A 26,731-nucleotide genomic window follows, 5' to 3' on the forward strand; every position below is an offset into this window, starting at 1 on the left:
CCCTTTTTTTGCTTACGCTTTATCTAACCATCCGTTTGCGTCTACAGCTTCCCATTATCCAGACTAAGACGGAACAGCACCCGCGGCTGACCTCCGCCGTCATAGTTAGGCGACACCGGAATGCCGTCAACCTCTTCCGCTCCCGGCTCAATTTCAAAGCCCATCCTCGTATGAAAAGCAATCGACGTTTTATTGACGGGGGATGTAATACAGCGCACAGTACGGCAGCCGCACTCGCTCACACGGGCAAAAAAAAGCTCGTACAAACGTCTCGCCACTTGCTGCTTGCGATACGCGGGGTGCACGCCGATGAAATGAATATATGCTTCAGCCGGATCTGTCTGCGAAACGAAGCCGATCAAAAATCCGACGATTTCCCCCTCATCCTCAGCGGCAAAGCTCGTTGTTTGAAAATGCTGAAAAAACAGCCGCGGCAGCAGTCCTCTCATTGGCCGGCCGCCCCACCAATCGTCCACCACACTCGTAATCGGGAAATAATCAGCTTCCCGAATCGCTCTGATCTGCAAAATTTCTCTCCTCCTTTCGCAAGAAGACACGGATCGTGCCATCTTGTATTTTTTCTTGTCCATTCACTTTATTTATTTTATCATTTAAATACTAACAAGCCAGTTGAAACTGAAATGATTTTTAGCGCGTTAATCGACGCCTGCCTTCCCTTACATAGCTGAATTTCACTTCGATGTGCTGGAATTGACATTATTTAGAGCCAGCCATTCACTATAACAAGATGCAACCATACCGCTTCTTACATCGTATGGGATAACACGGGAGGGATATGATGTCACAAACGTTACATTTGCGTCTAAATGAAGCCAAGGAACGAATGTATCGCCAGCAAAAGGCGGAGCGAAGAAGAGATGAGCTGCAGAAAAGATGCCGCGAATTGGAACGGCGCGTCGTGCAGCTTGAGGTTCAACTGGAACGGGAGCAGCACGATGTTGAAAAACTGACGCGCATGTCTCTGACCAATCTGTTCCATACACTGCTGCGCAGCAAGCAAGAGCAGTTGGAGCTGGAGCGGCAGCAAGTATTGACCGCTGCATTGAATTTGCAGGAAGCGCAGCAAACGCTTGCCAACACACAAGCTGAACTGCAGGAGCTGGGCGATGAACTCGCTCACGGCCGCAATGCCAAGTACGATTATGAAAAGCTGCTGGCCGAAAAAGAAGCTATGCTGCGCGACGCCCCCTACAAGGCAGCCGAGCTGGCCGATATGGAGGAAAAGATCGGCGATCAGTCGGTGCTGGTCAAGGAGCTGAATGAGGCGCTCGTTGCCGGCAAGCGCGTGCTGGCCTCGCTTGAAGATGCATCAAACAGCCTGGAGAAAGCAGACAACTGGGGCAAATGGGATACTTGGGGCGGCGGCGGTATGGTCAGCACTCATGCCAAGCACACCCATATTGATGACGCCAAGCAATATATACTGAATGCTAACCATCAAATTTTGCAATTTCGTGATGAACTCGCCGATCTCAAGCGCAGCATTACGATTGACATCGATATTAGCTCCTCTCTCAAAATGGCCGATTATTGGTTCGATAACCTTATTACCGACTGGATCGTCCAAGGACGCATTCACCAAGCACAAGAAAATGTACTTGAAGCGTTAAGTAAAGTACGTGCCGTCACTAGCCAGCTGGAGCGTGACCACAACCTCGCCATCACTCATCTGCAGCAGCTCAAAAACGGCCGGACAGCATGGATTGAGGACAGCCAGATCAGCTAGCTGGCCGATCAGCTGGTTAACCAGGCTCTTATCATACCGCTTTTAGCGTGATGATAAGGGTCTTTTATTTTTGTTATTACCTGTTGCATAAAACAAGCTCATTCGTGTATCTTAGAGATACCGTCTTTTGATCGACATTTTCGCAGGTCTAAAAATAATGAAGGAGTTGCAAGTATCATGTGTCCTCGTACCAAAGAACAAAATGACGCGATTCGCGAAGGCCGCAAACAGCAAATCCGCGCCGCCGCCGCCGACATCTTGCTGGAACGCGGTGCAGCTATCGAAATACGCGATGTCGCCTTAAAGGCCGGACTTGGCTATGGAACCGTCTATCATTATTACCGCAACAAACATCAGCTGCTTGATGAATTGCTAACCCATGCCTTCGAAGCTGCCCAGGAAGTCATCGCCGCTGAGCTCGACTACCCGGCTAACATAAGCATAAAGGATCCTAGCCTGCTTCTGCGCCGCTACTGCGCCAGCCTTCTGCAGCTTTGGCTGGATGACCATGTGGTCTTTTTCCTGTACCGCTCTGTCGCCGATAACGGGCTTTCTTTGCCTGGCGGCGGTTTACCGGCACATCTGGCCGAGCAATTCGACACACAGCTGTACCGTCCGCTCGTCATGGCTGTTCGCAGCTGTAACCGCAATTTGTCCGCCAAAGAGCTTGATGACGCCGCGAACTTTATTCTAGGGTCGCTGATCGGCTGTGCAGGACTCCATATTTACCGCCAGCAGACACCGATGGATATTGAGCAAACCATTTCGCTGCTGCTGGCGGCATTTATCCGAGAGGAGAGCGTACATGTATGATTATTCTGAGAACAGCTGAAGAAATTGAAGCGATGCGCAAGCCTGGGGCCCTCGTCGCCAGCATGCATCGGGAAATTGCCAAAATGATCCGTCCGGGCATTACAACCTGGGAGATCGAACAATATGTAAGACGGCGGATTCAGGAGACCGGCGCCATCTCATCGACAATTGGCTACCACGGCTTCCAGTTTGCAACCTGTGCCTCTGTCAATGATGTCATCGCTCATGGCTTCCCTAACAAGATACCGCTGCGTGAGGGCGATCTTGTAACGATCGATATTGTCGTCGAGCTGGACGGCTGGTGCGGTGATTCCGCCTGGACCTACGCTGTTGGACAACTGTCGCCGCTGGCGGAGAAATTAATGCGGGTCACCAGGGAATGTCTCGAGCTTGGCATCAAGCAGGCCAAAGTCGACAACCGGATCGGCGATGTCATGCATGCCGTGCAGACGCATGCCGAACAAAACGGATTTTCCGTCGTCCGCGACTTGCTTGGCCACGGCATCGGCCGCTCCATGCACGAGGAACCGAACTACCCCCATATCGGCAAACCCGGCAAAGGCTTTCGCCTAAAAGAAGGCATGGTCTTTACGATCGAGCCGATGATCAACACCGGCACCTACAAAATGACAATCGATCCCGATGGCTGGACAGCGCGTACTGCGGATGGCGGATTGTCTGCTCAATATGAGCATACGGTGGCGATTACCGCTGACGGTCCAATTATTTTGACCCAGCAATAAGCAGCAGCATGCATCTCGCAATACACGATCACATGGTCTGTAATGTAGCCTGAACAGCATAAAGCCTCATCTGCTTATTCACGTGCAGATGAGGCTTTTAGTTTTTCTGAGTCTAGTTTAGGCGGGCATTTGCTTACTATACTGGAGGGAAGCAGCTATATTTGCTCTCATCATATAACCTTCATTTCACTACTTTTGCAAACTGCGATGACGTTCTATACTGGAGAGAGAAGGAGGAGTGTTACAGATGAAATCCATCCCTTTAAAGCACAAATATCAAATACCCGTCAGCCAGCTCGTACTTGGCTGCATGCGGCTCGGCGGCAGCTGGGATCAAAGCCCGCTTACAGCCGAGCACTACAAGCAGGGGCATGAAGCCGTCGAAGCCGCGCTGGAAATTGGCATCAATATGTTCGATCATGCCGATATTTACGCCGCTGGCAAAGCGGAGCGCGTATTCGGCCAAGTGCTGAAGGATCGCCCGGGACTGCGCGAGCAAATCTTTATCCAGTCCAAATGCGGCATCCGTTTTCAGGAGAGTCCCGACAAGCCTCATCGCTTCGATTTCTCCGCAGCGCATATTCTCCACAGCGTAGACGGCATTCTCGAACGGCTCAGTACGCCTTATATCGACTTCCTGCTGCTGCATCGTCCCGACCCGCTGGTCGATCCCGAGGAGGTCGCAAGCGCCTTTCATCAGCTGAAGCAAGCCGGGAAGGTCCGCTGGTTCGGCGTCTCCAATATGAGCCAGGGGCAGATCAGGCTGCTGCAATCCAGCTGCGATGAGCCGATCGTGGTGAATCAGCTGGAGATGAGCCTACTCAAAAACGGCTTCATCGAGCAAGGCATCCACGTCAATCAGGAAGCGGCGCGCGACAATGTTTTCCCTGAAGGGACATTGGAATTTTGCCGGATGGAAAATATCCAGCTGCAGTCGTGGGGCCCGCTTGCCCAAGGACTGTATTCCGGCGCTTCGCTGGAGGACAAGCCGGAGCCGATCAAGCAAACCGCAAAGCTTGTGCAGCAATTAGCTGAACAAAAAAACACAACACCGGAAGCCATCGTACTCGCTTGGCTGACGACGCACCCTGCCGGCATCCAGCCTGTTATCGGCACCGTCAACCCGGATCGCATCCGCGCGTGCAAAGATGCTGCAACGTTGCGCCTCACGCGCGAGGAGTGGTATCTGTTGTATATAAGCCAGCGCGGCCGCAATTTGCCTTAAGCTTCACATGCAAGCCTAAACATGCAAAAGCCCGATCCCTGCCTTTTACAGACAGTGAACGGGCTTTTCATCAATCTAGAACGAATTGAACAGCCGCATGCTCCCTGCATCTTTCGGCTCCCAAATCGCCAGCCGTCCCTCGCCGGACCATCCCAGCAACTTGCCGTTGCCCAGCCATGTCGCCTTTTCTTCCGCCAAATTGAGCAGCCATATGCCGGCCTCGCTTGTCTCAACCGCTATATAGTCTGATGCTTTCGCCGAAGAAGGCTGAGGCAGGACGCGCATCGTTTCAAAGCTTTTCCCCAGCTTCTGCTTGAGCAGCTCCGCCGCCGCGGGAGGCAAATCGGCCATTTCGGTTTTGCTGATCATTTTCCCCCGCTGACGGTCAATCTTCGCTTGCCCATATTGCATATCGCCAATACCGAATATGGGAACAATAATCTGCTTGTCGTCAAGCCACGAAACAGGATAAGGAAATAAAAATCCGTCGCTATGGCTGACAAAAGCCGCTTTCGCCATTTTTTTCAGCACTTTGCCTTTGTCATTCAGAATAAGCAGATCGGCGTCCGCACCGATAAATTGATCTGCAGCCACGAGCAAGGCAACCTCCTTGCCACCCGGCGACGAACTGATGCCATACACCGGCCGCTCCGGCGACTCGTACAGCTTGCTTGCCGTGCCCGCCTTCCAGTTCACCTTGTAGAGCGTACGGTTGTTCAGCACCGCATACGTATAGTCCGGATAGAAACGATCCGAAAACAACAGCTCATAGCCATAATCGTTGGCAAACGGTTCGCCGGCATCCGGCCACTCGCTAATCCGGAATTGCTGCTGCTCCCCGGCGCCCAGCGGAACAAGCGTCTGCTGCTCGCTCCCTCCTCCATAATATAGCGTGTAGCGTACCGCCTCGTCATCCTTCCCGCTCTCGCTCTGCACTAATACATTCTGCGCAAAAGCCGTATCGGGCACACGGGACGCCGTCTCCTCATTTGTCTCTACATCGATCGTACGCATCCGGCTTTTAAGCGCGGGCTTCTCCAGCACCACCCGATTGCGATAAGGCTGATCCTGATTGGCCAGCGTCATTCCCGCTGTCGTCATGACGAGATCGAGATTAAAAGATGCGGCCTCCCCCGGCTCCAAACCGATGATTTGAATGGCAAAACGCTGCTGATCGCTCCAAAACAATTCATAATCAAGCGGCTTTTCCTTGCCGAATCCGGAGCGCGCAAGCGTCGCGTCCACGGCGTCGCGAATCGAGCTTTTTTGCAAATCCTGATTGGCTTCTACGACAATCGAGCTGCTATCCGGATAGGTCTCAATATACAGGTACGGCGTCGAATCAGCCTGATCAGCCGCTTCTCCGCGCAGCTGGCGAATCAACTTGCTCGATACCCGCCAGACGAGTCCTTTCTCGCTGGACGCTTTCGAGTAAATTTTGCCGCTCACCTCATACGAGGCCGTATTCCGCAAATCATTGATATAGTAAGTAACGGTATGCTCCCCCGCATGCGCTTCAACGCGGAGCAGCTGGCCTAATGGCTCGGGATCATCAAAAAAGGTCAGCTCCGACGCCTTCAGTTCCTCCATCATATTCACAATGACCGTTTGGTCGGTAATGGTCGCCAGCTTGTTTCCAGCCTGATCGTCAAAGGTAGTAATCGAATCAACAACTACATCCGGAATCGTAAAATGCATCTCATTTGTTTCCTTTGTTGGCCCCGCAGTCTCGCAGCCTGCGATCAGGAGCATGACAGCGAGCAGCAGCATTCCGATGCCGATCGTCTCTTTTTTCCGGTTCATTTTGTACACAGCCTCGTCCCCCTTCCTCAACCTTCCAATTCCTATTGATTACAAGACGAGGGAAAGGGGCAAAGAGTTGCATGTGTCAATTTAAAAAATCAATGCGGATAGACTGTCTCGAATTCAACGCCGCAAGGCCCGCCGTCCGCATTGTCCTCCAGCTCAAGTACGGAGCCGTCCGCCCGGTATAGCGGGTTATACCATTTGGAAATATGCGTGGCCGATGCGTTCGCGTAATGGCAAATAAACGCCCGGCGGAATCTGTCCTTCGATTTGTTCCGGTAGGAGCCGTGAATCAGATTGCCGTTAAAAAACAGCACATCGCCCTTGTCCATTATGACAGGCACCGCCTTTTCCTCTTTGGGCGGCTTTACGTAATGCGTAGTGAACGATTCGTTCGCATCGGCAAGCTCCGGACAGGCAATCTCATAATCATTCGTCTTCGGCACGACGAGCAAGCCCCCATTTTCTTCATCCGCCGCATCAATTGCGGTCCAGGCCGCTATACAGTTGCCGGGCTCGACCTGCAAATAGAAATTGTCCTGATGCAGCGCCTGCCCGCGCGAGCCGGGAGGTTTGAAGTAAAACATACTCTGCGCGGCAATCGCTTCCTCCTCATACAAATCAGCCAGCACCTCCATTACAGGAGGATGCAGCATATAACGTTTGGCCGTCTCGTTAAAACGGTGAGGATGCATCACCCGCGGGTACCGTTTCAATGGGTCGCTGCTTTCTCCCGACAGCTCCGGTTCAAAATGCCCCGGAATCGTCTGCTTGCCAATCTCCTCGAATGTCCGCTCAATCTCCTCCAAATCTGCTTCCGCAAACATCCCTTTGATCACCAGATAGCCTTCTGTTTCAAACTGCCGCTTTTGCTCCGGCAACAGTGTACGCAGCATATATGGCATAATAAAAACCTCCTCATTCAACTGAAAGATTAGCTTCAGTATAGAAGAGGAGGCCGCCTGCGCGAAATGAATAAAGATGCTAATTAGTACTCTTATTCTGCTATTTAATAGTGAGATCACTACTCACTTCCCGACCAAAAACACATAAGTCAGCTTCTCCCCTTCAGCATTTTCTACCTCGCCCTTGCCGACCGGGAGCCCGGTTAAAGTCGTCCTATGGCCGACTTTCAGACCGTCTTTGGCTTTGTTAAGCGCGATAACGTCTACAAGCGTCCCGTCAGCTGTTTCTAGGACAATCTCGGAGCGCAAGCCGTCAATCGGGTCAAAGCTGCGGACATACTCCACTTTTCCTTCAACCGTAACCGCTTGTCCGTAATATTTCCAGGGAGCGGCGAACAAGTCCGCCGGCTTGATTTTCGTGCCATTGTTCAAGCTCCGGTAGGTTTTCAATTCGGCAATCGCCAGCGCTATATTCCCGTTCGACTCGATATCGACATCTTCCGTATTCCAAGCGGTTACCGGCATATGCTTGAACGCAATCGATTCAGCGGATTTGGAAATATTTCTTTTTTCCGCTTGATAGCTTTCCTTGGCATAATGATAGGACAGGATGTACAGCTTCGACTCCAAGGGAACAAGCAAATGATAAACGGATATCGTCCCGTCCCGATCGGCTTCATCAAGTTCCTGATAATAAACAAGCGCGCGAACGCCCGCGGCTGTCGCCGTTTCATACATATGTCCATCCTTCCTGCTATCCACTGAAAAATGCAGCAGCTCGCTCAATTGCGAAATGTTGTAATGCAGCAATTTATCGACAGCAGGCGCCCCTTCTTCATATTCCTTTACCGTAATCGTAAAGCGGCTTTGCTCCTGGCCCGGCGAGTCGTCCAGAAAAGCAATCTGCTTTTCTTCTTCGGGCACCGGCTTAAACGTATCCGGGTAGTTGATCGTAAAATCTTGATGATCAAAGCTGGACATGCCCTTCTTTCCGGGGTTCTCCGGCTCCTTTTTACTAGTATTCGCTGCAGCACCGGCCTTGTCCGATTGCTCAGCTGGAGCCGGAGCTGTGGAACTGCAGGCCGTCATAACGAGCAAACATAAAATAGAGAACAACAACTGTTTTTTCCTCATGTTCCTTGCACCTTCAATTCTGCTGGTTATCCATATACTACAAGTATATCGTCAAATTGCGCATGACTGTTAATAACAAACAAAGAACCTTCCCCCGGCAGCTCGCGGCTGCTTTGGAGAAGGCCCTTGATTAGCTTAGGCAGTAGACGACGATTCAGCGGAATCAGGCGAGACGCTGTTGCTGTCAAACCTTTTACGTTCTGAACGTTCAATTTGCACAATTTTTCCGGCATGAACCGTTACCAGCACAGAGCCGTATTCCAGCCCGTTTACTTCATCGACAATGCGTTTTACCCAAATTTCGTCAACTTTCAGCGGCCTCGCCATTGCTAATCCCTCCCTGTAATAAAGCCCCTATTGATGTCGCCTGGCTCCATGCATCTTCCACTCCACAATCGTCTTCACAAGCAATGTGACAAATGCCAGTAAAACGAGCAGCGATGCAACGGCAAACGAGGCGGAAAATTGATACTCGTTATATAAAATCTCTACATGGAGCGGCAACGTATTCGTCTTACCCCTAATATGTCCCGATACGACGGATACGGCGCCGAATTCCCCCATTGCGCGGGCGTTACAAAGAATAATGCCGTAGAGCAGCCCCCATTTCATATTCGGCAGCGTGATGCGCCAAAATATTTGCCATCCTTTCGCTCCGAGCGTTGCCGCCGCTTCCTCCTCCTGCACGCCTTGCCCCTGCATCAGAGGAATCAGTTCCCGCGCCACGAACGGGAAGGTTACGAACATCGTCGCCAGCACAATGCCGGGAAGCGCAAAAACAATATGAATATCTCGTTCATCCAGCCAAGGGCCAAAATAGCCCTGCGCGGAAAATAACAAAATAAACACGAGCCCGGCAATAACCGGCGATACGGCAAAAGGCAGATCAATGAGCGTGATCAGCAAATTTTTGCCGCGGAAGCGGAACTTGGCAATCACCCATGCGGCAGCAATGCCGAAAACCGTATTGAGCGGCACTGAAATGGCCGCAGCTAGCAAAGTCAGTTGCAAAGCGGAGACCGCATCCTTATCGGTGATGGAGGCCAGGTAAACCTCCATCCCTTTTTTGAAAGCCTCGACAAACACAGAAACAAGCGGTAGCACTACAATCAGTCCTAAAAACAGCAGCGACAGCCCGATCAGCAAACAGCGCACCAGGAGCGGTTCTGTAATATGCCGCGGCCGCTCGGCCGCTTCAGGCGCCAGATAAGCTGTAACAGCTCCAGCCATAGGCCATCGTCCCCCCTTAGTTTGCAATAACGCGCCGGTTGGAGCGCCATTGCAAATAGTTAATGATCAGCAGCATGAGAAACGAGAGGATCAGCATCACCATCGCGATGACGGTTGCGCCCTTGTAGTCGTACTGCTCCAGCTTGGTCATAATCAGCAGGGGGGCAATTTCCGTCTTCATCGGCATGTTGCCGGAGATAAACACGACGGAGCCGTATTCGCCAATGCCGCGGGCAAAGGCCATGGCAAAGCCGGTAAGCAATGACGGAATCAGCTCGGGAAGCAGCACGCTCCAAAAGGTCCGCAGCCGGTAAGCGCCCAGCATCACTGCCGCCTCCTCCGTATCCTTCTCCAAATCCTGCAAAACAGGCTGGACCGTCCGCACGACAAACGGCAAGCCGATAAATATAAGCGCTACAGTAATGCCTAGCGGCGTGAACGCCACCTTGATGCCGAGCTGCTCGAGATATTTTCCCACCCAGCCGTTAGGGGCATAAATAGCCGTCAGAGCTATCCCCGCCACCGCTGTCGGAAGCGCGAACGGCAGATCGATCAGGCTGTCGATCAGCTTTTTGCCCGGAAACCGGTACCGCACCAGCACCCAGGCGATCAAAAGCCCGAATACGGCATTTACCGCCGCCGCGCATAAGGCAGTCAGCAGACTGACCTTATACGAGGAAATGACCCGCGGATTCGTAATGGTGCTCCATATTTCATTTAGCGGCATTCCCGAAGCTTTAATAAAAATGCCCGCCAGCGGAATAAGCACAATCAGCCCCAAATAGAAAATGGTAAACCCTAATGAAAGACCGAAGCCGGGCAGCACATTCCGAACTTTAAGCCTGCTCATTGTCATGAACCCGGTGTATAAATCTGATCAAAAATACCACCATCGGCAAAATGCTCCTTCTGCGCCTTCTGCCAGCCGCCAAAATCATCAATCGTGACGAGCTTTTCTATAACAGGAAATTGATCCTTGAACTGCTCGGCAACACTTTCCATCCGCGGCCGGTAATAATTTTTGGCGGCGATTTGCTGACCTTCTTCGGTGTACAAATATTGCAGGTAAGCTTCAGCTACCTTCCTCGTTCCGCTGGCATCGACATTTTTATCTACCACCGCCACCGGCGGCTCAGTCAAAATACTGAGCGGCGGAGCTACAATATCAAATTCATCTGGTCCCAGCTCCTTGACAGCGAGCAGCGCCTCATTCTCCCAGGCGAGCAGCACATCGCCGATTTTCCGCTCGACAAATGTGGTTGTCGCTCCCCGTGCCCCTGTATCGAGAACTGGCACATTTTTATAGAGCTGCGCCAAAAACTCCTTTGCCTTCGCTTCATCCCGGTTGTACTTCTCTAATGCAAACGCCCATGCCGCCAAATGATTCCAGCGCGCCCCGCCCGATGTCTTCGGATTCGGCGTTATGACTTCAATCCCGGGTTTGACCAAATCGTCCCAGTTTTTGATCCCCTTCGGATTCCCCTTGCGGACGAGGAAAACAATCGTTGAGGTGTAAGGGGAGCTGTTGCTGGCAAATTTCTGCTGCCATCCCGGTTCGATCAGTCCGGCTTGCGAAATTTCTTCAATATCATAGCCAAGCGCCAAAGTGACGACATCTGCCTTCAATCCTTCAATAACCGCCCGCCCCTGCTTGCCGGAGCCGCCGTGCGATTGCTCGATCGTTACCTCCTGCCCGGTCTCCGCCTTCCAGTACGCCGCAAATTTCTCATTATATTCTTTATATAGCTCTCTTGTCGGGTCGTAAGATACATTTAATAAACTGACAGGCTTAGTCTCGCTATTGCCCTTTTTCTCGTTGGCGGGTCCATTGGCGGAAGCCCGCGTATCACCCGAACCCGAACTCGAACCCGAACCGGCACCGGAGCTGCAAGCTGAAATCATCAGGGTCAATCCCGCTATAACAGCAAAAAGACGAACTGCTTTCCATGTCTTCATTTAAAACACCCCTCATCGTTTTAATGACAGATACAAAGCATATTTCGCCGGTTGTCCGGTAGATAATAAACTTTTCCCACCTGTTTAGTTGGTTATTGAGCAAATAATAACAGCCTCTTCCCGAATTTGTCAATCCCTTTATTTACAATTTTGATCGGGGCTATAAGGCATGTTGATAAAGTATGCGAATATGATGCGGCAGTTGCAAGTCCGCCCCCGTCCCCGCCTATAAGAAAAACGCCTGGCGACGTCCTTTGCGCGGAACAAGTGTTTTCTTCTAATACACCGGAGTTCAGGGGCTAAGGCTCTGAAGGAGGGTCATCTGCAAAGCGGTTTCATCTAAACGGAAGCCACAGACCTTATTTCGCCAATTTCCTTCCTTTTTGAAATCTGACGGAAGTGAGCGAACTTAATGGGACGTTTTTTGGCAAAATCGGGCTCCTGATCATCAAATAGCGGCTCATGTTCCGTTACAATTTCAAATCGGTCGAATTTTCGCAAATAGCGGCCGTGACTTCCGCTAGATTAGGCCACGCCAACCGAAATGAAAAAAAGGCCCCCTTTTTATGAGAAATCCTAAAAGGAGCAGCCTTTATCATCTCAACGGCTTTGGAAAGCGACCTTCAACCCGAGGCCGATATAGATTGTGCCTATAATCTTGCCGCTCCAGCGGCCAAGCCAGGAAAGCCGTTTAACGACTCTTCCCAGCAAATGTACGCTCAGCACAAGCGATGTTGTGTAGCAGATGCTGAGAAGTACAAATATAAGTCCAAGGATGAGGAATTGGAGGAACGTCTCTCCATGACCGGGATGAACAAATTGCGGCAAAAAGGCCAAAAAGAACAGCGCTGTTTTCGGATTGAGAACTTCAATTAATATTGCCTGTCCAAAGGCTTGTAAAGCCGTCGCTTGTGCAACCATCGGCAGCTGCGGATCGGCCGGCTTCTCAATAAACGCCCGAATCCCCAAATAGAGTAAATAAATGGCGCCGGCAAATTTAAGAATATTAAACGCTAGCGCAGAAGTCATTAGAATCGCCGACAGTCCGGCCGCCGCAAACAAGGTATGGATAAAATCGCCGGCGGCAATCCCCAAGCCAGCCATAGCGCCGGCTTTTTTTCCTCCTTGAACCGTGCGGGTAATCGTAAGCAGCACAGCCGGTCCCGGTATGACAAATAAACCAAGAACAACAATGACGAAAGTAACAATCGCAGAAATCGTAAACATCTGGCGACACTCCATTTTCGGTCTAGTCTTCAAAACAACTCTGATTCTTTATTCTAGCAAACTATTCGGTGATACTTCCACCTCAGTCCTTGACCGACTAAATGGAGTCTACAAACATCTGCTGCGTTTACTTGGTAATCGTGGGCGAAGCTGACCTGAGCGGACCGTGGTTCCGTTATCTGTGAACAAACGTGCCATTCGCATGCAATTCCTTGGTCCGCACGCCTCGCCTCGAGCGCCCGCCTGGCTAAGCGCTTTAATCAGAATGATGGAAGGCCTTTTTGCCCTTCCCCTCAGGCCCGACAAAGGTCAGCTGACCAAAGCCGTAAATTTCCTGCCTTACACCGTCCATAGCCGGATCGACATACTGCAAAAACCACTGCTCCAAGCCGGCCTTCATCTCTTCATGCTTGGCTTTATATTCCGGCAGATCGATTAAATTATGCTGCTCGTCCGGATCCTCCTGCAGATGATAAAGCTCATGCGGACCATACGGATAGCGATGCACGTATTTCCACTCTTTGCTTCGAATCATGCGTACAGGCCCGTATTCGTCAAAAATCACGACGTGCTCGTGGGCCGCCATAGAGCCTCCCAATAAAGATGTGAGGAAACTTGTCCCCGGAAGCGTGCTGTCTTCCGGCTTTGGCACTCCTGCAAAATCGAGCAGCGTCGGCATAAAGTCATAGCCGCTCACAAGCTGATCATTCACTGCGCCTTGCGGAATTCTGGTCGGATGTGAAAATATGGCCGGCACTTTAACCGATGTGTCGAACATATTTTGCGGGAAGGTTCCATTGCCTTTGCCCCAAATGCCATGATGGCCGCAATTATAGCCGTTGTCGCTCATAAAGCAAATCAGCGTTTGCTCGCGCAAGCCCATCCGCTCAATTTGCGCGATAATGCGGCCAATATTTTCATCCATAGCGGTAATTGCCGCAAAATAGCCTTTCAGGTTTTCAATGCGGTCATCCCAATAGGGCTCCGACTTAATTTGCCAAGGGTGCTTCGGCAGCTGCGGGCAGGAGTCAAAGGAACAATCCGCATAGGAGTCTACGATATGCTGCGGATGGCTGTTAATCCAAGGCGTATGCGGTGCAGTGTAATGAACGCTCAGATAAAAAGGCTGCTCCGCATTTTGACGCTCCAAAAAGGCAATCGCATCATCGGTAATCAGATCAGTCACATAGCCCGGCTCTTCAACCGGCCGGCCATCCCGGATCATCGGCGCATTATAATAGCTTCCTCCCCCCGATTGATGCACATACCAATGGCTAAACCCTTTTTGCGGGCGGATGCTGTCTCCCAGATGCCATTTTCCGCTCATCCCGCAGATGTAGCCATGATCAACCAGCAGTTCTGTATAAGCTTGCTGTCCGGCCAAATATTCTGCAGCATCCTCCCCGATATTCCCTTCGCGAATCCAATCGTGTATGCCATGCTGAGAAGGAATGCGTCCCGTAAATAACGACGCACGAGCGGGCGAGCAAACGGGCGATGTGCAGAAAAAGCTGGTAAAGCGCATTCCCTCCGCGGCAAGCCTGTCCAAATGCGGCGTCCTGATATCTTTGTTGCCTGCACACCCCATGGCCCATGCGCCCATATCATCGCTCAATATAAACACTATATTAGGCTTTTTGCCTGCTTCAGCGGTCATGCCTGATCCCTCACTTTGCCTTTATTTTTGCTGCGCTTCATAGGCGGCATTGACAGCGGTTAATACTTTGTCGCCGCCCTGGCCGCGCCATTTCTTGGACAGCTCCGCCAGTCCTTGGTCGATGTCAATCTTGCCCATAATCATATCTAGGTAATATTGATTCGCCAGCTCACTTAAGATTCCTGTTCCAAATACAGCGCCAAGCTCAATTTCTTCCGCCGTAGTCGTATTCACCAAATTAGGCACCAAATTTCTGGTCGCGATATCGACAGATTCCTTGGCACGTTCAGCCCCGGCTTCCGTCTGCGGCAAATAGTTTCTCGTCAGCGGCCAGACGACATTACCCCATGCCAGCGGGTGAGACCAGCCGTTTGTGGCGAAATTGTCCTTGGCCCGCTCCTCTTCGTTATAGACGATTTTGTCGCCTTCCTTCGTATAATGAACGCCTTCCAAGCCCAGCTCCAGCAATTCCCTTCCTTCCAGAGAAAGCATAAACTCCAGAAATTTCGCCACCTTCTGCGGATCTTTGGCTTGAGTCGTTATCGCCGTAAACAATCCGCCTTTGCGCTCCCCTGTCATCCCGCGCTTGCCTTCTGGCCCTGCCGGCGGATTGGCGAAGCCAAGCTTGCCTGTTGGCGTCAATTGCTGCAAGCTCGTTTCCAACCGATTCACATGGCGGAACAATGGCGTCACCATAAAGCCGGCCTGGCTTTGGAAAAACTTCTGCTCGCGCTGCTGCGTATCATTTAGCAAAAATTCCGGATCGATTAATTTTTCCGCCCACAGCTTTTGCAAATATTGCACGCCTTGCTTGAACGCCGGATGCTCGAACAACGGGGCAACCTTCCCGTTCTCATCCAGTATCCAATCGCCGTACGGCAGCCCATAAGCGAAAAACACAAAGTTGAAGGAGCTGTTGAAGCCATTTTCCTTCGCTCCGGTTAATCCATACGTATCCTTCGCGCCATTATGATCCGGATCGCCGCCCGCCACAGCCTTTAATGCCTCATAAAACTCATCCAAATTTGTTGGCGGAGCTATTTTTAGCTCTTCCAGCCAATCGGCGCGGTAAGCAAGGCTTACATTCGATTTTTCTTCAATAAACGGGTAGCCGTAAAACTTTCCGTCGATCGCCGTCCATGCAAGCGGCCCTTCCAGCTTTTCCTTGACTGTCGGCATTTCGGACAAGTAATCGTTAAGCGGGACAAGCAGCCCCTCTTCAATCCATTGGCTTAAGGACGAGGACGGGTATTGAGCGGTAACCAAATCCGGGAAATCGCCGGTAGCCATCGCTACATTGACTTTTTCAAAGCCGCCTTCCGGCACAAATTTAATTTCCAGCTCGATGCCCAGCCGCTTGTTGATTTCGCTAATAACTCGGTCCCCGGGTTGAATGGGCTTGGCAGCCGCATCACCGGGCGTTAAATAGACAATCTTTAGCGGCTTGCCGCCTTCTTCCGATTGTGCTCTGTTGCCCGCATTGGAGCAGCCCGCTAACGCTACCGCAAGCAGCAGACCAATAATAGAAACCAGCCATTGTTTATCTATTCTCATTTTCATCCGGCATCCCCCTAAGCTTTTAATGGAATTACACTATTCCTTTACAGCGCCGAGCGTTGCTCCTTGTACAAAATATCGTTGAAAAAACGGATAGATCAGCATAACCGGAATCGTCGAAACCATAATCGACGCCATCTTGATTGACTGCCCCAGCAAAAAGGGACTGTCGCCGCCCGATTGATACATCGCTTCATTATCGATCAGCATCGCCCGCATAAACAGCTGCAGTGGCCATACATCCTTATCTGTCACATACATGACGGCCGTAAAAAACTCATTCCATTTGGCTACCGCATAAAATAAAGAGATCGTCGCAATCGCCGGCATGGCGAGTGGCAGCACAACTTGCAGCAAAATGCGGAAATCGCCGCAGCCGTCAATGCGCGCCGCTTCCTCCAGGCTTTCCGGAACGGAGGCCATAAAGGTGCGCATAATGATCAAATTATAAGTTTGGATCATTAGAGGAGCGATCATCGCCCAGACGCTGTTCATCATTCCCAATTGCTTGACTACCAAGTAAGTAGGGATAATGCCCCCGCTGAACATCATTGTAAAAATAATTAAAAACATAATGACTCTGCCGCCGGGCAAATTGCTTTTAGACAGTGCATAAGCCGCTAAAGTCGTAACGATCATGCTCAAAATGGTGCCAACGACGGTTACAAAAATGCTGATGCCATAAGAATTCCACAATTGCTTCATACCGGCGATGTACGCATATGCCTCGAATGTAATCGTTTTCGGAAACAAGTGCAGATTAGACGACATGCTTTCGCTAATCGGAGTGATCGATACAATTAACGAATCCCAAAAAGGAAACAATGTCAGCAGCGTAATGAAGCCAAGAAAAATATAATTGCATGCATTAAACAATTTGCTTCCCAATCCCGCTTGATTCATTGCGCATTTTCCCCCTGCCTAAGAATGAAACGGCACTTCTTGCTAAAATATGCCCTGATCGCCTTTCCACCGCGCCAGTTGATTAGCTATTATAAGCAGTACAAAGTTAATAACAGACTTGAACAGCCCTAATGCCGCCGCCAAGCTAAACTTCCCGTCTGCCAGTCCCGTGCGATAGACATACGTGTCGATAATATCAGCAACGCGATAAACGCCGGGATGGTAAAGCACGAATATTTGTTCAAAACCGGCTTCCATCAAGCTTCCGATCCGTAAAATGAACAGAATGATAATCGTTGTGCGGATGCACGGCAAAGTAACATGCCAGATCCGCTGCATCCGGTTCGCCCCGTCCATCCATGCTGCTTCATAAAGCGAAGGATTTACGCCGGCGAGCGCGGCCATGTAAATAATCGTATTCCAGCCAAACTCCTTCCAAATCATTGAGCCGACAAGTGTGGAGCGAAAATACGCCTCATCACTCAAAAACCCGATGCTCGAGCCTCCAAGCGACCGTATCAGCTGATTGACAATGCCGTTATCCGTTGCGAGCATATTGATGAGCAGACCGCCCATAATGACCCAAGAAATAAAATGCGGCAAATAAATAATCGTTTGCACGGTACGTTTGAACAGCAATCTTCGCACCTCATTGAGCAAAAGCGCGATAAATAACGGCAGCGGAAAGCCGAAAAACAAACGGTACAGGCTAATGATGATCGTATTCCAGAATACTTCCCAAAACTTGTCCAAGTGCAGCAGCATCTCAAAATGCTTCAATCCGACCCAAGGGCTGCCATGAATGCCTTTCGCAATGCTGAACTGCTTGAATGCAATTGTTGCGCCGTACATGGGGTAATAATGAAAAATAATGTAGTAAGCGATCGCCGGAAGCAGCATGATGTAAAAATTGCGATACCGGAACACGCGCCTCATACCATCCAGCTTACTTCTTTTGGGCTGCAAACCGAGCCGTGATGTCGGGGCCTCCAAAGTGGCAAGTCTCCTTTCCGATTTGTTTTCGAAAGCCCTTTCATCGTACGGCCGGCACCGTTCAGCCTGCAAGAATCAATCCGTAACATCAAGCTTATTTGATCTGTTTGACTGGTATCAATTGATCAGTTTTGGATCATTACTTATGAAACGGGCGATTCTAGCCGCTTTTCTATTTGCTGATTGCGGTACTCCGTTGGCGTAAGGCCCGTGATTTTCTTAAGTGTTCGATTCAAGCTCTGCTTGTTGCTGAACCCGGCAAGCGCGGCGATTTCATTGATGTTATAATCGGTTTCCCCCAGCAAGCGGCAGGCTTCCTTAAACCGGATATCCGTCAAATAATCAATAAAGGTCATGCCTGTCGTATCCTTAAACAGCTTTGAAACATAGTTGCCGTTCATAAAAATCATATCCGAAACAGACTGCAAGCTTAACGGCTCCCGATAATGCTCGCGAATATAAGCGACCAGCTTCATGATCACTTCTGAATGCTTCGAGCTGCTTCTGATTTTCAGACTGTTCGCAATGCCTGCCATCATTTCCACTAAAAAATCGCTAATTTCTTTCGAGCTTTGCAGCTTCATAAATTCATAATGCCAGTTATTGCTCTCAACTTCCTCTTCTGGCAAAGACAATTCGATGCGAACTTTGACAAGCGAATTGAACAATTGCGATAAAATAACATTTTTCAAGTATATGCCCGATATTTCATCTTGCTGGACTTGCTCGATAATAACAGCTTTCGTTTCTACCGCTTTTTCTAAATTGCCCGATTTCAGCTCACCAGTCAAACGGTCAATCAGCTGCTGGTAGCCGATAAATAAATTGCGGTTCGTTCGATTGACATTTAAATCACGGATCGACACGATACTTCCTTTGCCGGTTACCTTCTCATACAGCAGCACCTCGGCCGCTTCTTCATAAGAGAGATGAATCTCGGTTATTCGTTCATATTTGTCGCCTATCCCAAAGGTGACAGCCTCAACCAGCTCCATTTTGTCGGCAATCTGCTGCTGAATCGCCGCTGCAAGGCGCTTCACTTCCTCCATCGGCTCATGATCATTGTTCCAGTTTTCGCCATGCAGGATAAGCACATCATGCTTATGAAAGCCTCCTACATATGCGCCTTTATAGGGAGCTGCAATGAGTTCCTCACATATGGTGCGAATTTGAAAGCATAGCCAATGCTTCAATTTCTCGTCCAGTTGTACTCCCTCATCCCGGACAAAATGTACCCTTAACACAAGCACGACATAATTCGACAAACCTAGGTCCATTTGATAGTAACTCAACTGATTATTGGTCTCTGTCTCGTCGGATAATTTCCCGGACAATAAATTCATCAGCAGATGATCCCGCAGAAGTAGCTCCTGGCTTTGAAATTTTTGTCGAAATGCATCATTCTCCAGTTGAATCGCGTCGATAGAAGTTCTAATGTAGCTGAACTCATCCTGATACTTTTGCCGTCCGCCCACATATATCGTAAGCGCTTGCACCATATTGCGGATCGGCTTGTAATGGCGGCTCGAGATCAGGTAAACAAGCAGCAGACCTACGACCAGCCCGATCGCTGAAATCATCAGCGTCATGCTGATCACTTCATATGAGCGTTGAAACAGATCGTTATAAGGATTGAGCGTCACATAAATCCAGTCATTGAACGGCGAGCGCAAATACGTAATAAACATTTTCATACCGTCAATTTTCTGTACTAAGGATCCATTTTGTTCCTTGTCGAAAGCGGCCATATCCACCCATTCAAAACGATCAAGCAGCACATTTTTATCTTTATAGGAGAGCACCTCTCCCTTGCCGTTCAAAATCGCCACATTGCCGAGCTTTCTATTATTCGTATTGACTACCGCGTTATACAACACATCTTCCCGTAAATTAATAATTAATGTGCCGATTTTTTTCTGGTTTCGCAGCGGTACGCTAATCATATAACTGATAAAATGTTCATCCCCGCCTGCAGCCGAAATGACTCTTGTCGCTTCCCAAGCCGAGGTCAGCTTTGAATCAAGAAACCGCTCAAGCGATTCGCGGTTGGAATAAGCGTTCAGATCAGTGATGCCTGAGCTGGAAATCAGCTTTTTATTGTTGGCGCTGTACAAGTAAATCGAATGAATATAGTTCGATGAGGTAAGCCTAGTTTCGAATGTTTTAGAGGTTTCGAGCAAAAAGCGGTACTCGTCCTCCAAATTCCATGGCAAAATAACCGATTTAAGCACACTGGAATTCAAGCTTAACGCCGTCGTCATCTGCTGGACTTCATGCAGAGACTGATCTACAATTTTACTGGTTTGCAGCAGCAGCTCATTATTGGCGCCGACAATTTCTTCCTTCAGCAAATTGGATGTGTAGCTGTATAGCAAGGAAGCAAGCAATGAAATACTGATAACGATTACAAGAACCAGTTGAACGAACAAACGGATATAGACAGACTTCTTCATCATCATCCCCCCGTTTTTATTTTAACATATACTAAGAAGAGCCTTCGCCGGGCCAACGGCAAAGACTCTTAGGAATTGAAGGATATCGCCTCCCCGAAGCCCATACTTCAAGGAGGGTTTAAGCCAATGATGATGCAGTTGTTTATGCGCGCCAGTCAAACATGACGAAAAGCTCGCTCATTGTCCGCGCCGCAAGCGAACTGTAAGCTTCTTGGGCATCACATGGGGCAAATGTACGGATCAATCCGTCCAGCGGTATTCGCCCTTCATTCAGCCAGCTCAGCGCTGTCGCCCAATTGCCCATAATGCTGTGTGGACTGAAATCGCCGGCATGAATCGGCAGCTCCCACTCCCATCCGCTGCGCAGATGGACATAATTATGAAAAACAACATGCATCAGTTGATGAGCGGTATGCTCGCTTTGCTGCTTCCAGGGGACACCTACCATCACTACTTCTCCGCCTTTGCGGACAGATCGGCAAGCGTCTAGAACCGCTCCCTCATGCCCCGAGCAATCGATCGCCAAAGCAAATGAATCGCGCCCTTGAGGAGCAGCCTCACTGTCCAGCTTTTCATAGACATCGGTTATACCGGTCGAGGCCAGCAACTGGCGGCGCTGCGGATCAGGATCACAAACCGCTATTCTGTACCCGGCACCCTTGAACATATGGGCGGCCAAATAACCGACAGGACCCGCTCCCATAATCAATACCCGTTCGCCCGGTTTGGCTGCTGTTGTGATGAGCGTTGTCATACTTACCCCCATAAGCCGGGCAATCGCTCCAAACGCCGGATCCAGCTGCGCAGGCAAAGGCAGCACGGCCCTACGGTCCGCCTTTTGATAACGCTTGTGCTGGCCCGAGAAATAGACATAATCCCCGAGCTTAATGTGATCCACTTCCGCCCCTATTGCCGTCACTTTCATCACAGCAGCATACCCCGGGATTTTCGGGAATGGTGCACTGCCAAAATAACAGGCGGCCAACTCCGTTCCCGGACTGATCAGCGAAAACATAGTTTCACCGGCAACTTCATACGGAGCCGGCTCTCCGCAATGTCCGATCTCCACACATTCCGCCTGTGCATAGGCCGTTATCGCCACAGCTTCATTTGTTCTCATCCTGCTTCGCCTCCGTTCCTCTGAATTCAATCTCCTTGTGTTTGCACACCTGCAGCCGCCTGACGCTCCTCCAAACTTCTTCTTGCCGCCCAGAGAACGCCGCGCCGCAGCAATGTTCGCGATTCCGGCGCGTCATATGCCGCCGCACTGTGACCGAGCAATGACTGGAACACTCGAGCAGACTTGTATTGATGCAGCCAGACTAACGGCTCTTCCTTACCGGTTACCTGCGAGTATGCGCTGCAAAGCACCTCTACAGGCGCGTTCCCTTCCTGATTAAAATACAGTTCATCCTCGATGGTAAAACTCCGAAGTCCGGCGATAATGGGATGATCAGCGGCTGACGGCATGACCTTTACTGGCCCATAATGGTCATGGCCGCTCTCTCCGTGATGATTCCATACGCGCGGCACAATGTCCCGGTACTGCGGCCAGTCGGATTCGCCTGCCTCCGGAAGCGAAAAGTGGAAGCTGCCATTGGCAAAATGCAGGACCGCAAGTCCGCCGTTATCGTCCAGATAACGCAGCAAGTTCACCTTTGCCTGCTCCTCCAAGCCTTGCGGATCATGCCAGTTGCAGTAGTTGAGCACGATGGCATCATAACAGGATAAATCCCGCTTCGCCAGTTCGCCCGCCTGCAAAATCACATCCACCTTCACCCGCTCATCCTCCTCCAGCGCGGCAGCGATAGCGGGCGTCGTCTCCTCCCAGTTATGCCATTTGTGCTGTTTATTACCGGCCAGCAGCAGCACCCGGATTTGTTCCGGGATGGCGTGAGAGCGTTCTGTACCGCGAACTCCCGCTAATGCCTGCTCCAATTCCGCATCGGAGAAAAAGCGGGATTGCACGCCTCCTGCCGGAACATCAAGCCCCGCCGACCAGACTATAGCGTTCAGCATGAGCCGCAGGTAGTTTTCATCCTTCCATAACCGATAGGCATGGCCGACTGTTGTGCCGAACCCTCGTCCGCCATCCTCGCGCTCCACCGCCCAAACCACCACATTGGCCAGCGGATCATCCGGATCGGCAAGATCAGGCACATAGCCGATCGGAGTGAATCTATCATTTTGTTCCCGACTCTGACCATGGCCACCAGCACCAAAACGCAAGCGATAATAGATTTCATCCTGTAAATACAAGTCCGGCGAAACCCCGGCTGCAATTGGATGGTCCGTTTTCCTCAGCTCCAGTCTCTGGCCGTAGTCGATCCGCGAATACCAGTTCCGTTCCCCCTGCGCGTCTTCCCACTCAAAATAGCCGCCTGCCCACTCGACAATTCGCTTTCCTTCTTCCCTCGTAAAAAAGGTAGAAAAATGAATCAGCGCCAGCCCGCAGCCCCGTTCCATCCAGCGTTCCATTTTTTCCATACGGCCCTGAGCAGCAAAAGGCACATCGACAAACAGATCGCCATCGCGCCCATCCGTATACGCCACGATCAAATCCGCTGTCTCGAAAACGGCTTCATCGTCCGGCTCATCCGGCCAACCTTTAGCGTAATACTCAACTTCAAGCTGATCTCCCATATTTGAATGCTCCAATGCCACCTTAAACAGCTTTGCTGTTTTCTCATATTCGTGATAGCCGGCAGCATGGCTGGGATCGCAAGCCAAAATAATAATTTTCTTTTTGCCCATCTGCTTACTTCCTCCTCACCTGTTCTACTCGCTGAACGCGGCAAATCGCCTCGTTACTTACTAATTTACCCCGCCGCCTTCCGGAAAAGAATGTCTGCAATTCGGCATTTTATATCTGAAAATTCAAATTAAGTGTCACCTTCACGGTGCTGCATCGGTTTGTAAGAAAAACGGCTGCGCCGCCTTTGTACTATCGCCAAGTTTTTCCTTCTAACGGAAGCCATGGACCTTATTTCGTCAATTACCTTCCTTTTTGAAATCTAGCGGAAGTGAGCGATCTTAATTCGACGTTTTCTTGCGAAATCGGGCTCATCATCATCAAATAGGGGCTCACAGTTCCGTTACAATTTCAAATCGGTCGAATTTTCGCAAATAGCGGCTGTGGCATCCGTTAGATCTATTAGGCCGCGACAGCCAAAATTTTATAAATTCTACAAAATAAAAAACCTCCCCGAAGATAAGACTTCGAGGAGGTTCTGAGACACAACTGCTTCGCCTGTACAGGCGAAGCTTGCTCTATGCACGCACTGACTGCGCACTGCACTGACTTGACTGGTGCCTACAGCCCACAGCCCACCAGCCCGCCGCTTACTACTCGCTGTACACTTCGATCTCGTTAATCCGTACATAATCCGGCTGAATGGCCGGACCGCTCGTGCCGACAATTCTCAGCTTCGATGCCGTTACAGGCTCGAACGTATGTGTGCGATGATCGAACGTATTGCCTGTAATCGCCGACAAACAGTTCACCCATGCCGAACCGTTCCAGTACTGGATTTCATAGTCCCGAATCTCGTAGCCGTTCGTCGTGTACAGCTCCACGCGGCTGAACGTCTTTGCCGTACCGAAGTCGAGCTGCACCCATTGCGGCAATGGCGAGCCGTCCGTTGCCCAGCCGCTCCAGTCGGTCGTTGCTGCGCCATCATTCACTTTCTCCGCCGCATAGCCGTTAGCGGTATCCGTATTCGATGCTGTAGCTGTCGCTTCCCGCGCATAATTGACCAGCGATGCCGTGTTCAGCTTAATCTGGCTGAGCTGCGGGCTATAGGCCAGCGCACCGCCTACCGGGAATTCGATTTTTACAAATTGCGTGCTCATCGGCAGCTTGCCGAGCGTGTAGACCCGTTTGCTCCATGCTCCGTCATTAATTAATGAATCTTGATGCTGCCAGCCCCGCTGCTCCTCCCACGTCACTTTATCCGGCGAGGTGTAAAACTTGAAGTTGCGGATGCCTTGCTCAGAATCAGTCGCATATAGTGCTGTCGCCTGAAGATCTGTCGCTTCCTTCGTGTAAATCAAGTACTCGGGCTGTGCGGCACTGGCATTTAATCTTGTTACCCGGCTGGCATCGCCCAGTTCCGTGCCGTGCGCAGTATCGAAATATAAGCCGTCGCTATGCTCGCTCACCTTGGACCAGTCATCCAACTGGTCAATGACTGTGGCGGAATTCCACGGAATGTCGGAAATTTGCACCTGACCGATTTGCGGGCTGTACGATACCGCGCCGCCTTTCGGGAAAGCAATTTTAATGAAAGATGTACCTGCCGGCAGCTGCGTTAGTGTGTACACCCGTTTGGTCCAGTAACCGCCATTGATCGGGGAATCCTCATATCCCCAGCCTTCATGCTCCGTCCAAGTGGTGCCATTGTGCGAGGCATAGAACTTGAAATTGTTAATGACCGGCTCGGCGTCGGTAGCAAACAGGCCCGTGAGCTGCAATCTTGTTGCCCCGTTGAAATGGTAAATGACCGATTCAGCAGGCGCCCCATCCGCTTCCAAAGCAGTGCGCATAGCGCGGCTCGGATCGCCAAGGGCTGTGCCATTTCCTTTATCCAGCGCCAGCCCGGCACTGTGTTTGTACGTTTTGCTCCAGTCATCCAAATTGTCGGTTACGGTTCTGCCCACGCTTTGAGCATTCGTAATTTCATAGAATACGACGCCATGATGCGCCATTTCCGGTGTAAAAGTGACCCTATTGTTGACGACAGGCACAGTTGTTGTTACTGGCGTCAGCTTGGACAAATTTCTGTAAACTGCTTCCCGGCTGTACCAGTAGTCGCGATCCGCCTGCTGCTTCAGGCTGCGCGGCACTTCCATCGTATACTTGGACCATGAATAGGAGGCATCGGTTATTCCCCGATTAGCCTTATCCTGCCACCAGGTTGGCCAGAAATTGCCGTGCGTATCATCGACGATCCATTGCGTTACAGTGACCGAGTCACCGCTCACCGGCTTAATATTGCGTACCGTAATCGCCGGTTTCTCCCCAGTTACGCTATTCATATCGTTGTTATGGTTGTAAGCCATCAGATGGACAGTGTTTTGCGCCGCATTATAACCGCCAATGCCGCCAATTTCATTCGTTGCATCCTTGGCCGATCCGGCAACAACGCCCTGCAGCTGTTGATCGCCCGCCATCTTGTAGCCAAGATTGGCAATATGCGTGCTGACCGGCGTTACGCCGCCCCATAAGCCTTCCGTGCTCAGTCCCCAAGCGGCAAACCAGTCGATGTTCCAGTCTACCATCTCTTTGAATTGCTTCGCATCCGAGGAGCCTTGGAAACTGTGGGCTACGATCCGCGAATAAAGCGCTTTCGAATCCGGTCCGGAATTAATCCGCCCTTCATCTATGCCGTATTTCAAATTCGTTAAACCATTGGCCACGGCCCGGCCCCGCAATGCGCCAATCGTATCGATCAGGCTCTTGCCTTTGTTCATCTTCTCGCCCGGCTTGAAATCGTAGAAGGAAGCTGTCAAAAAGTCGATCTGCGTTCCCTTCTTGCCAGTCTTGAAATTCGTGCCGTTCGGGCCTACACCGGCAACATGATCGATAAATTCGAGCTCGTCCCAAAGCCCTTCCGTCACAGTCATACTATGGGCGCCAACTGTCAAATTGTCAGCACCGACCGCCGCTTCCAGCGCAGCTACTGTATAATCGTAAATTTTGAAAAAAGCCAGCTTCGTCGTCTCCGGGCTAACGCCATCGTCAAACCACTCCGGATTCTCGTATTCCGTGAACACTCCCCATGTCCAGGTCTTGACCTCATTCAGCCCAAACTCTGCTACAAGCGTGTCTGCAAGCGCTTTAATATAATTGTAATATTGATTGTAATCGCTTGGCGGCCGCAAATTAGCTTCCATCACGCCGATCGCCGGATTTTCGGATAATTTGATCGGAATGTTGCCGGTTTTAATATGCGGCTTCAAGCCTTGATCGACCACATGGTGCAAAGCGCCGATCAAACGCGAGAAATCGTAATCGGTCAAGTTCGTGCGATCGGACGGATCTGCGAACAGATCGCGATTCGTATGGCAGTTCGGAAAGCCTTCGTAGCAGCCTCCCGTTGCGGTCATAAACTGTACATTTTTCACAAAAGGATACTGATCTGCAAAAAAGCTGTTTGCTCTTCCCTCCGCTTTCGTCGTCCAATCGATTTCATAATCCCAGGCATTGATGTCTGAAAACTTGTTCGTAATGGTTTGTCCCTGTGCCGACAAATCAAACGACAATGTCGCGTTGTCTGCCGCATAAGCTTTGTTCGCCGACGGCACAACGGCAAGCATCGTGCCCAACACCAGCAACATACTGCACAAACCGGCCAGCCATTTTTTCATAGTTCTGTTCCCC

21 protein-coding genes are annotated in these 26,731 nt (G+C 50.6%); 4 read left to right on the forward strand and 17 right to left on the reverse strand.

Annotated elements, in window-relative coordinates; translation table 11 throughout:
* Positions 1-41: 41 nt before the first annotated feature.
* Positions 42-527, reverse strand: a complete 486-nt coding sequence (locus ACFQ0N_RS12135; protein WP_379326288.1) for a GNAT family N-acetyltransferase — start codon at positions 525-527, stop codon at positions 42-44.
* Positions 528-799: 272 nt separating this feature from the next.
* On the opposite strand from ACFQ0N_RS12135, the gene ACFQ0N_RS12140 reads away from it, so the two are divergent.
* The 4 genes from ACFQ0N_RS12140 to ACFQ0N_RS12155 all read left to right on the forward strand — a co-directional run bounded on the left by ACFQ0N_RS12140 (position 800) and on the right by ACFQ0N_RS12155 (position 4,528).
* Positions 800-1,747 carry a hypothetical protein gene (locus ACFQ0N_RS12140; protein WP_379326290.1) on the forward strand — a complete coding sequence of 316 codons (948 nt, stop codon included), beginning with the start codon at positions 800-802 and terminating at the stop codon, positions 1,745-1,747.
* Between the two features lie 177 nt (positions 1,748-1,924).
* Complete coding sequence (locus ACFQ0N_RS12145) at positions 1,925-2,560, forward strand: TetR/AcrR family transcriptional regulator (protein ID WP_379326292.1); 636 nt, start codon at positions 1,925-1,927, stop codon at positions 2,558-2,560.
* Entirely contained in the window at positions 2,557-3,303 is a 747-nt protein-coding gene (map, locus tag ACFQ0N_RS12150; RefSeq protein ID WP_379326294.1) for a type I methionyl aminopeptidase, read from the forward strand. The genes ACFQ0N_RS12145 and map overlap by 4 nt, the downstream gene beginning before the upstream one ends.
* A gap of 247 nt (positions 3,304-3,550) precedes the next feature.
* On the forward strand, positions 3,551-4,528 hold the full coding sequence (locus ACFQ0N_RS12155; RefSeq protein WP_379326296.1) for an aldo/keto reductase: 978 nt from the start codon (positions 3,551-3,553) through the stop codon (positions 4,526-4,528).
* A 75-nt stretch (positions 4,529-4,603) separates the two neighbouring features.
* On the opposite strand, the gene ACFQ0N_RS12160 is transcribed toward ACFQ0N_RS12155, so the two are convergent.
* The 16 genes from ACFQ0N_RS12160 to ACFQ0N_RS12235 form a co-directional block, all read right to left on the reverse strand.
* Positions 4,604-6,340 carry a hypothetical protein gene (locus tag ACFQ0N_RS12160; RefSeq protein ID WP_379326298.1) on the reverse strand — a complete coding sequence of 579 codons (1,737 nt, stop codon included), beginning with the start codon at positions 6,338-6,340 and terminating at the stop codon, positions 4,604-4,606.
* An 89-nt stretch (positions 6,341-6,429) separates the two neighbouring features.
* The gene (locus ACFQ0N_RS12165; protein WP_379326300.1) at positions 6,430-7,239 is read right to left on the reverse strand and encodes a phytanoyl-CoA dioxygenase family protein; all 810 of its coding nucleotides are present in this window, start codon (positions 7,237-7,239) and stop codon (positions 6,430-6,432) included.
* A gap of 123 nt (positions 7,240-7,362) precedes the next feature.
* Positions 7,363-8,373: a hypothetical protein gene (locus ACFQ0N_RS12170; protein ID WP_379326302.1), complete on the reverse strand. Its 1,011-nt coding sequence runs from the start codon at positions 8,371-8,373 to the stop codon at positions 7,363-7,365.
* A gap of 135 nt (positions 8,374-8,508) precedes the next feature.
* Positions 8,509-8,700, reverse strand: a complete 192-nt coding sequence (locus tag ACFQ0N_RS12175; protein WP_379326304.1) for a YezD family protein — start codon at positions 8,698-8,700, stop codon at positions 8,509-8,511.
* Between the two features lie 27 nt (positions 8,701-8,727).
* Complete coding sequence (gene cysW, locus ACFQ0N_RS12180; protein ID WP_379326306.1) at positions 8,728-9,603, reverse strand: sulfate ABC transporter permease subunit CysW; 876 nt, start codon at positions 9,601-9,603, stop codon at positions 8,728-8,730.
* A gap of 16 nt (positions 9,604-9,619) precedes the next feature.
* The gene (gene cysT, locus ACFQ0N_RS12185; protein WP_379326308.1) at positions 9,620-10,459 is read right to left on the reverse strand and encodes a sulfate ABC transporter permease subunit CysT; all 840 of its coding nucleotides are present in this window, start codon (positions 10,457-10,459) and stop codon (positions 9,620-9,622) included.
* Positions 10,456-11,559: a sulfate ABC transporter substrate-binding protein gene (locus tag ACFQ0N_RS12190; protein ID WP_379326310.1), complete on the reverse strand. Its 1,104-nt coding sequence runs from the start codon at positions 11,557-11,559 to the stop codon at positions 10,456-10,458. The genes cysT and ACFQ0N_RS12190 overlap by 4 nt, the downstream gene beginning before the upstream one ends.
* A 600-nt stretch (positions 11,560-12,159) precedes the next feature.
* Positions 12,160-12,786 (reverse strand): LysE family translocator, encoded by a 627-nt coding sequence (locus ACFQ0N_RS12195; protein ID WP_379326312.1) that lies wholly within the window; start codon positions 12,784-12,786, stop codon positions 12,160-12,162.
* 256 nt (positions 12,787-13,042) lie between these two features.
* Entirely contained in the window at positions 13,043-14,443 is a 1,401-nt protein-coding gene (locus tag ACFQ0N_RS12200) for a sulfatase family protein (protein WP_379326314.1), read from the reverse strand.
* Between the two features lie 21 nt (positions 14,444-14,464).
* Positions 14,465-16,003: an extracellular solute-binding protein gene (locus ACFQ0N_RS12205; protein WP_379326316.1), complete on the reverse strand. Its 1,539-nt coding sequence runs from the start codon at positions 16,001-16,003 to the stop codon at positions 14,465-14,467.
* 33 nt (positions 16,004-16,036) lie between these two features.
* The gene (locus tag ACFQ0N_RS12210; RefSeq protein ID WP_379326317.1) at positions 16,037-16,903 is read right to left on the reverse strand and encodes a carbohydrate ABC transporter permease; all 867 of its coding nucleotides are present in this window, start codon (positions 16,901-16,903) and stop codon (positions 16,037-16,039) included.
* A 42-nt stretch (positions 16,904-16,945) separates the two neighbouring features.
* Entirely contained in the window at positions 16,946-17,896 is a 951-nt protein-coding gene (locus tag ACFQ0N_RS12215; RefSeq protein ID WP_379326318.1) for an ABC transporter permease, read from the reverse strand.
* 143 nt (positions 17,897-18,039) lie between these two features.
* Entirely contained in the window at positions 18,040-20,349 is a 2,310-nt protein-coding gene (locus tag ACFQ0N_RS12220) for a helix-turn-helix domain-containing protein (protein WP_379326320.1), read from the reverse strand.
* Positions 20,350-20,491: 142 nt separating this feature from the next.
* A complete protein-coding gene (locus ACFQ0N_RS12225; RefSeq protein WP_379326322.1) occupies positions 20,492-21,469 on the reverse strand; it encodes a zinc-binding dehydrogenase in 978 nt (325 codons plus the stop codon).
* Between the two features lie 26 nt (positions 21,470-21,495).
* A complete protein-coding gene (locus ACFQ0N_RS12230) occupies positions 21,496-23,103 on the reverse strand; it encodes a ThuA domain-containing protein (protein ID WP_379326324.1) in 1,608 nt (535 codons plus the stop codon).
* 591 nt (positions 23,104-23,694) lie between these two features.
* Positions 23,695-26,718 (reverse strand): discoidin domain-containing protein, encoded by a 3,024-nt coding sequence (locus tag ACFQ0N_RS12235; protein WP_379326327.1) that lies wholly within the window; start codon positions 26,716-26,718, stop codon positions 23,695-23,697.
* Positions 26,719-26,731: the final 13 nt, after the last annotated feature.

This window comes from Paenibacillus sp. GCM10027626, from assembly GCF_042676285.1.
Classification (GTDB): Bacteria; Bacillota; Bacilli; order Paenibacillales; family Paenibacillaceae; genus Paenibacillus_Z.

Bases quoted from the DNA above. Each gene is read 5' to 3' on its own strand.
- ACFQ0N_RS12170 (WP_379326302.1), bottom strand. From the start codon at position 8,373: ATGAGGAAAAAACAGTTGTTGTTCTCTATTTTATGTTTGCTCGTTATG.
- ACFQ0N_RS12200 (WP_379326314.1), bottom strand. From the start codon at position 14,443: ATGACCGCTGAAGCAGGCAAAAAGCCTAATATAGTGTTTATATTGAGC.
- ACFQ0N_RS12205 (WP_379326316.1), bottom strand. From the start codon at position 16,003: ATGAAAATGAGAATAGATAAACAATGGCTGGTTTCTATTATTGGTCTG.
- cysT (WP_379326308.1), bottom strand. From the start codon at position 10,459: ATGACAATGAGCAGGCTTAAAGTTCGGAATGTGCTGCCCGGCTTCGGT.
- cysW (WP_379326306.1), bottom strand. From the start codon at position 9,603: ATGGCTGGAGCTGTTACAGCTTATCTGGCGCCTGAAGCGGCCGAGCGG.
- ACFQ0N_RS12195 (WP_379326312.1), bottom strand. From the start codon at position 12,786: ATGTTTACGATTTCTGCGATTGTTACTTTCGTCATTGTTGTTCTTGGT.
- map (WP_379326294.1), top strand. From the start codon at position 2,557: ATGATTATTCTGAGAACAGCTGAAGAAATTGAAGCGATGCGCAAGCCT.
- ACFQ0N_RS12220 (WP_379326320.1), bottom strand. From the start codon at position 20,349: ATGAAGAAGTCTGTCTATATCCGTTTGTTCGTTCAACTGGTTCTTGTA.
- ACFQ0N_RS12210 (WP_379326317.1), bottom strand. From the start codon at position 16,903: ATGAATCAAGCGGGATTGGGAAGCAAATTGTTTAATGCATGCAATTAT.
- ACFQ0N_RS12165 (WP_379326300.1), bottom strand. From the start codon at position 7,239: ATGCCATATATGCTGCGTACACTGTTGCCGGAGCAAAAGCGGCAGTTT.
- ACFQ0N_RS12155 (WP_379326296.1), top strand. From the start codon at position 3,551: ATGAAATCCATCCCTTTAAAGCACAAATATCAAATACCCGTCAGCCAG.
- ACFQ0N_RS12145 (WP_379326292.1), top strand. From the start codon at position 1,925: ATGTGTCCTCGTACCAAAGAACAAAATGACGCGATTCGCGAAGGCCGC.
- ACFQ0N_RS12225 (WP_379326322.1), bottom strand. From the start codon at position 21,469: ATGAGAACAAATGAAGCTGTGGCGATAACGGCCTATGCACAGGCGGAA.
- ACFQ0N_RS12230 (WP_379326324.1), bottom strand. From the start codon at position 23,103: ATGGGCAAAAAGAAAATTATTATTTTGGCTTGCGATCCCAGCCATGCT.
- ACFQ0N_RS12235 (WP_379326327.1), bottom strand. From the start codon at position 26,718: ATGAAAAAATGGCTGGCCGGTTTGTGCAGTATGTTGCTGGTGTTGGGC.
- ACFQ0N_RS12140 (WP_379326290.1), top strand. From the start codon at position 800: ATGTCACAAACGTTACATTTGCGTCTAAATGAAGCCAAGGAACGAATG.
- ACFQ0N_RS12175 (WP_379326304.1), bottom strand. From the start codon at position 8,700: ATGGCGAGGCCGCTGAAAGTTGACGAAATTTGGGTAAAACGCATTGTC.
- ACFQ0N_RS12190 (WP_379326310.1), bottom strand. From the start codon at position 11,559: ATGAAGACATGGAAAGCAGTTCGTCTTTTTGCTGTTATAGCGGGATTG.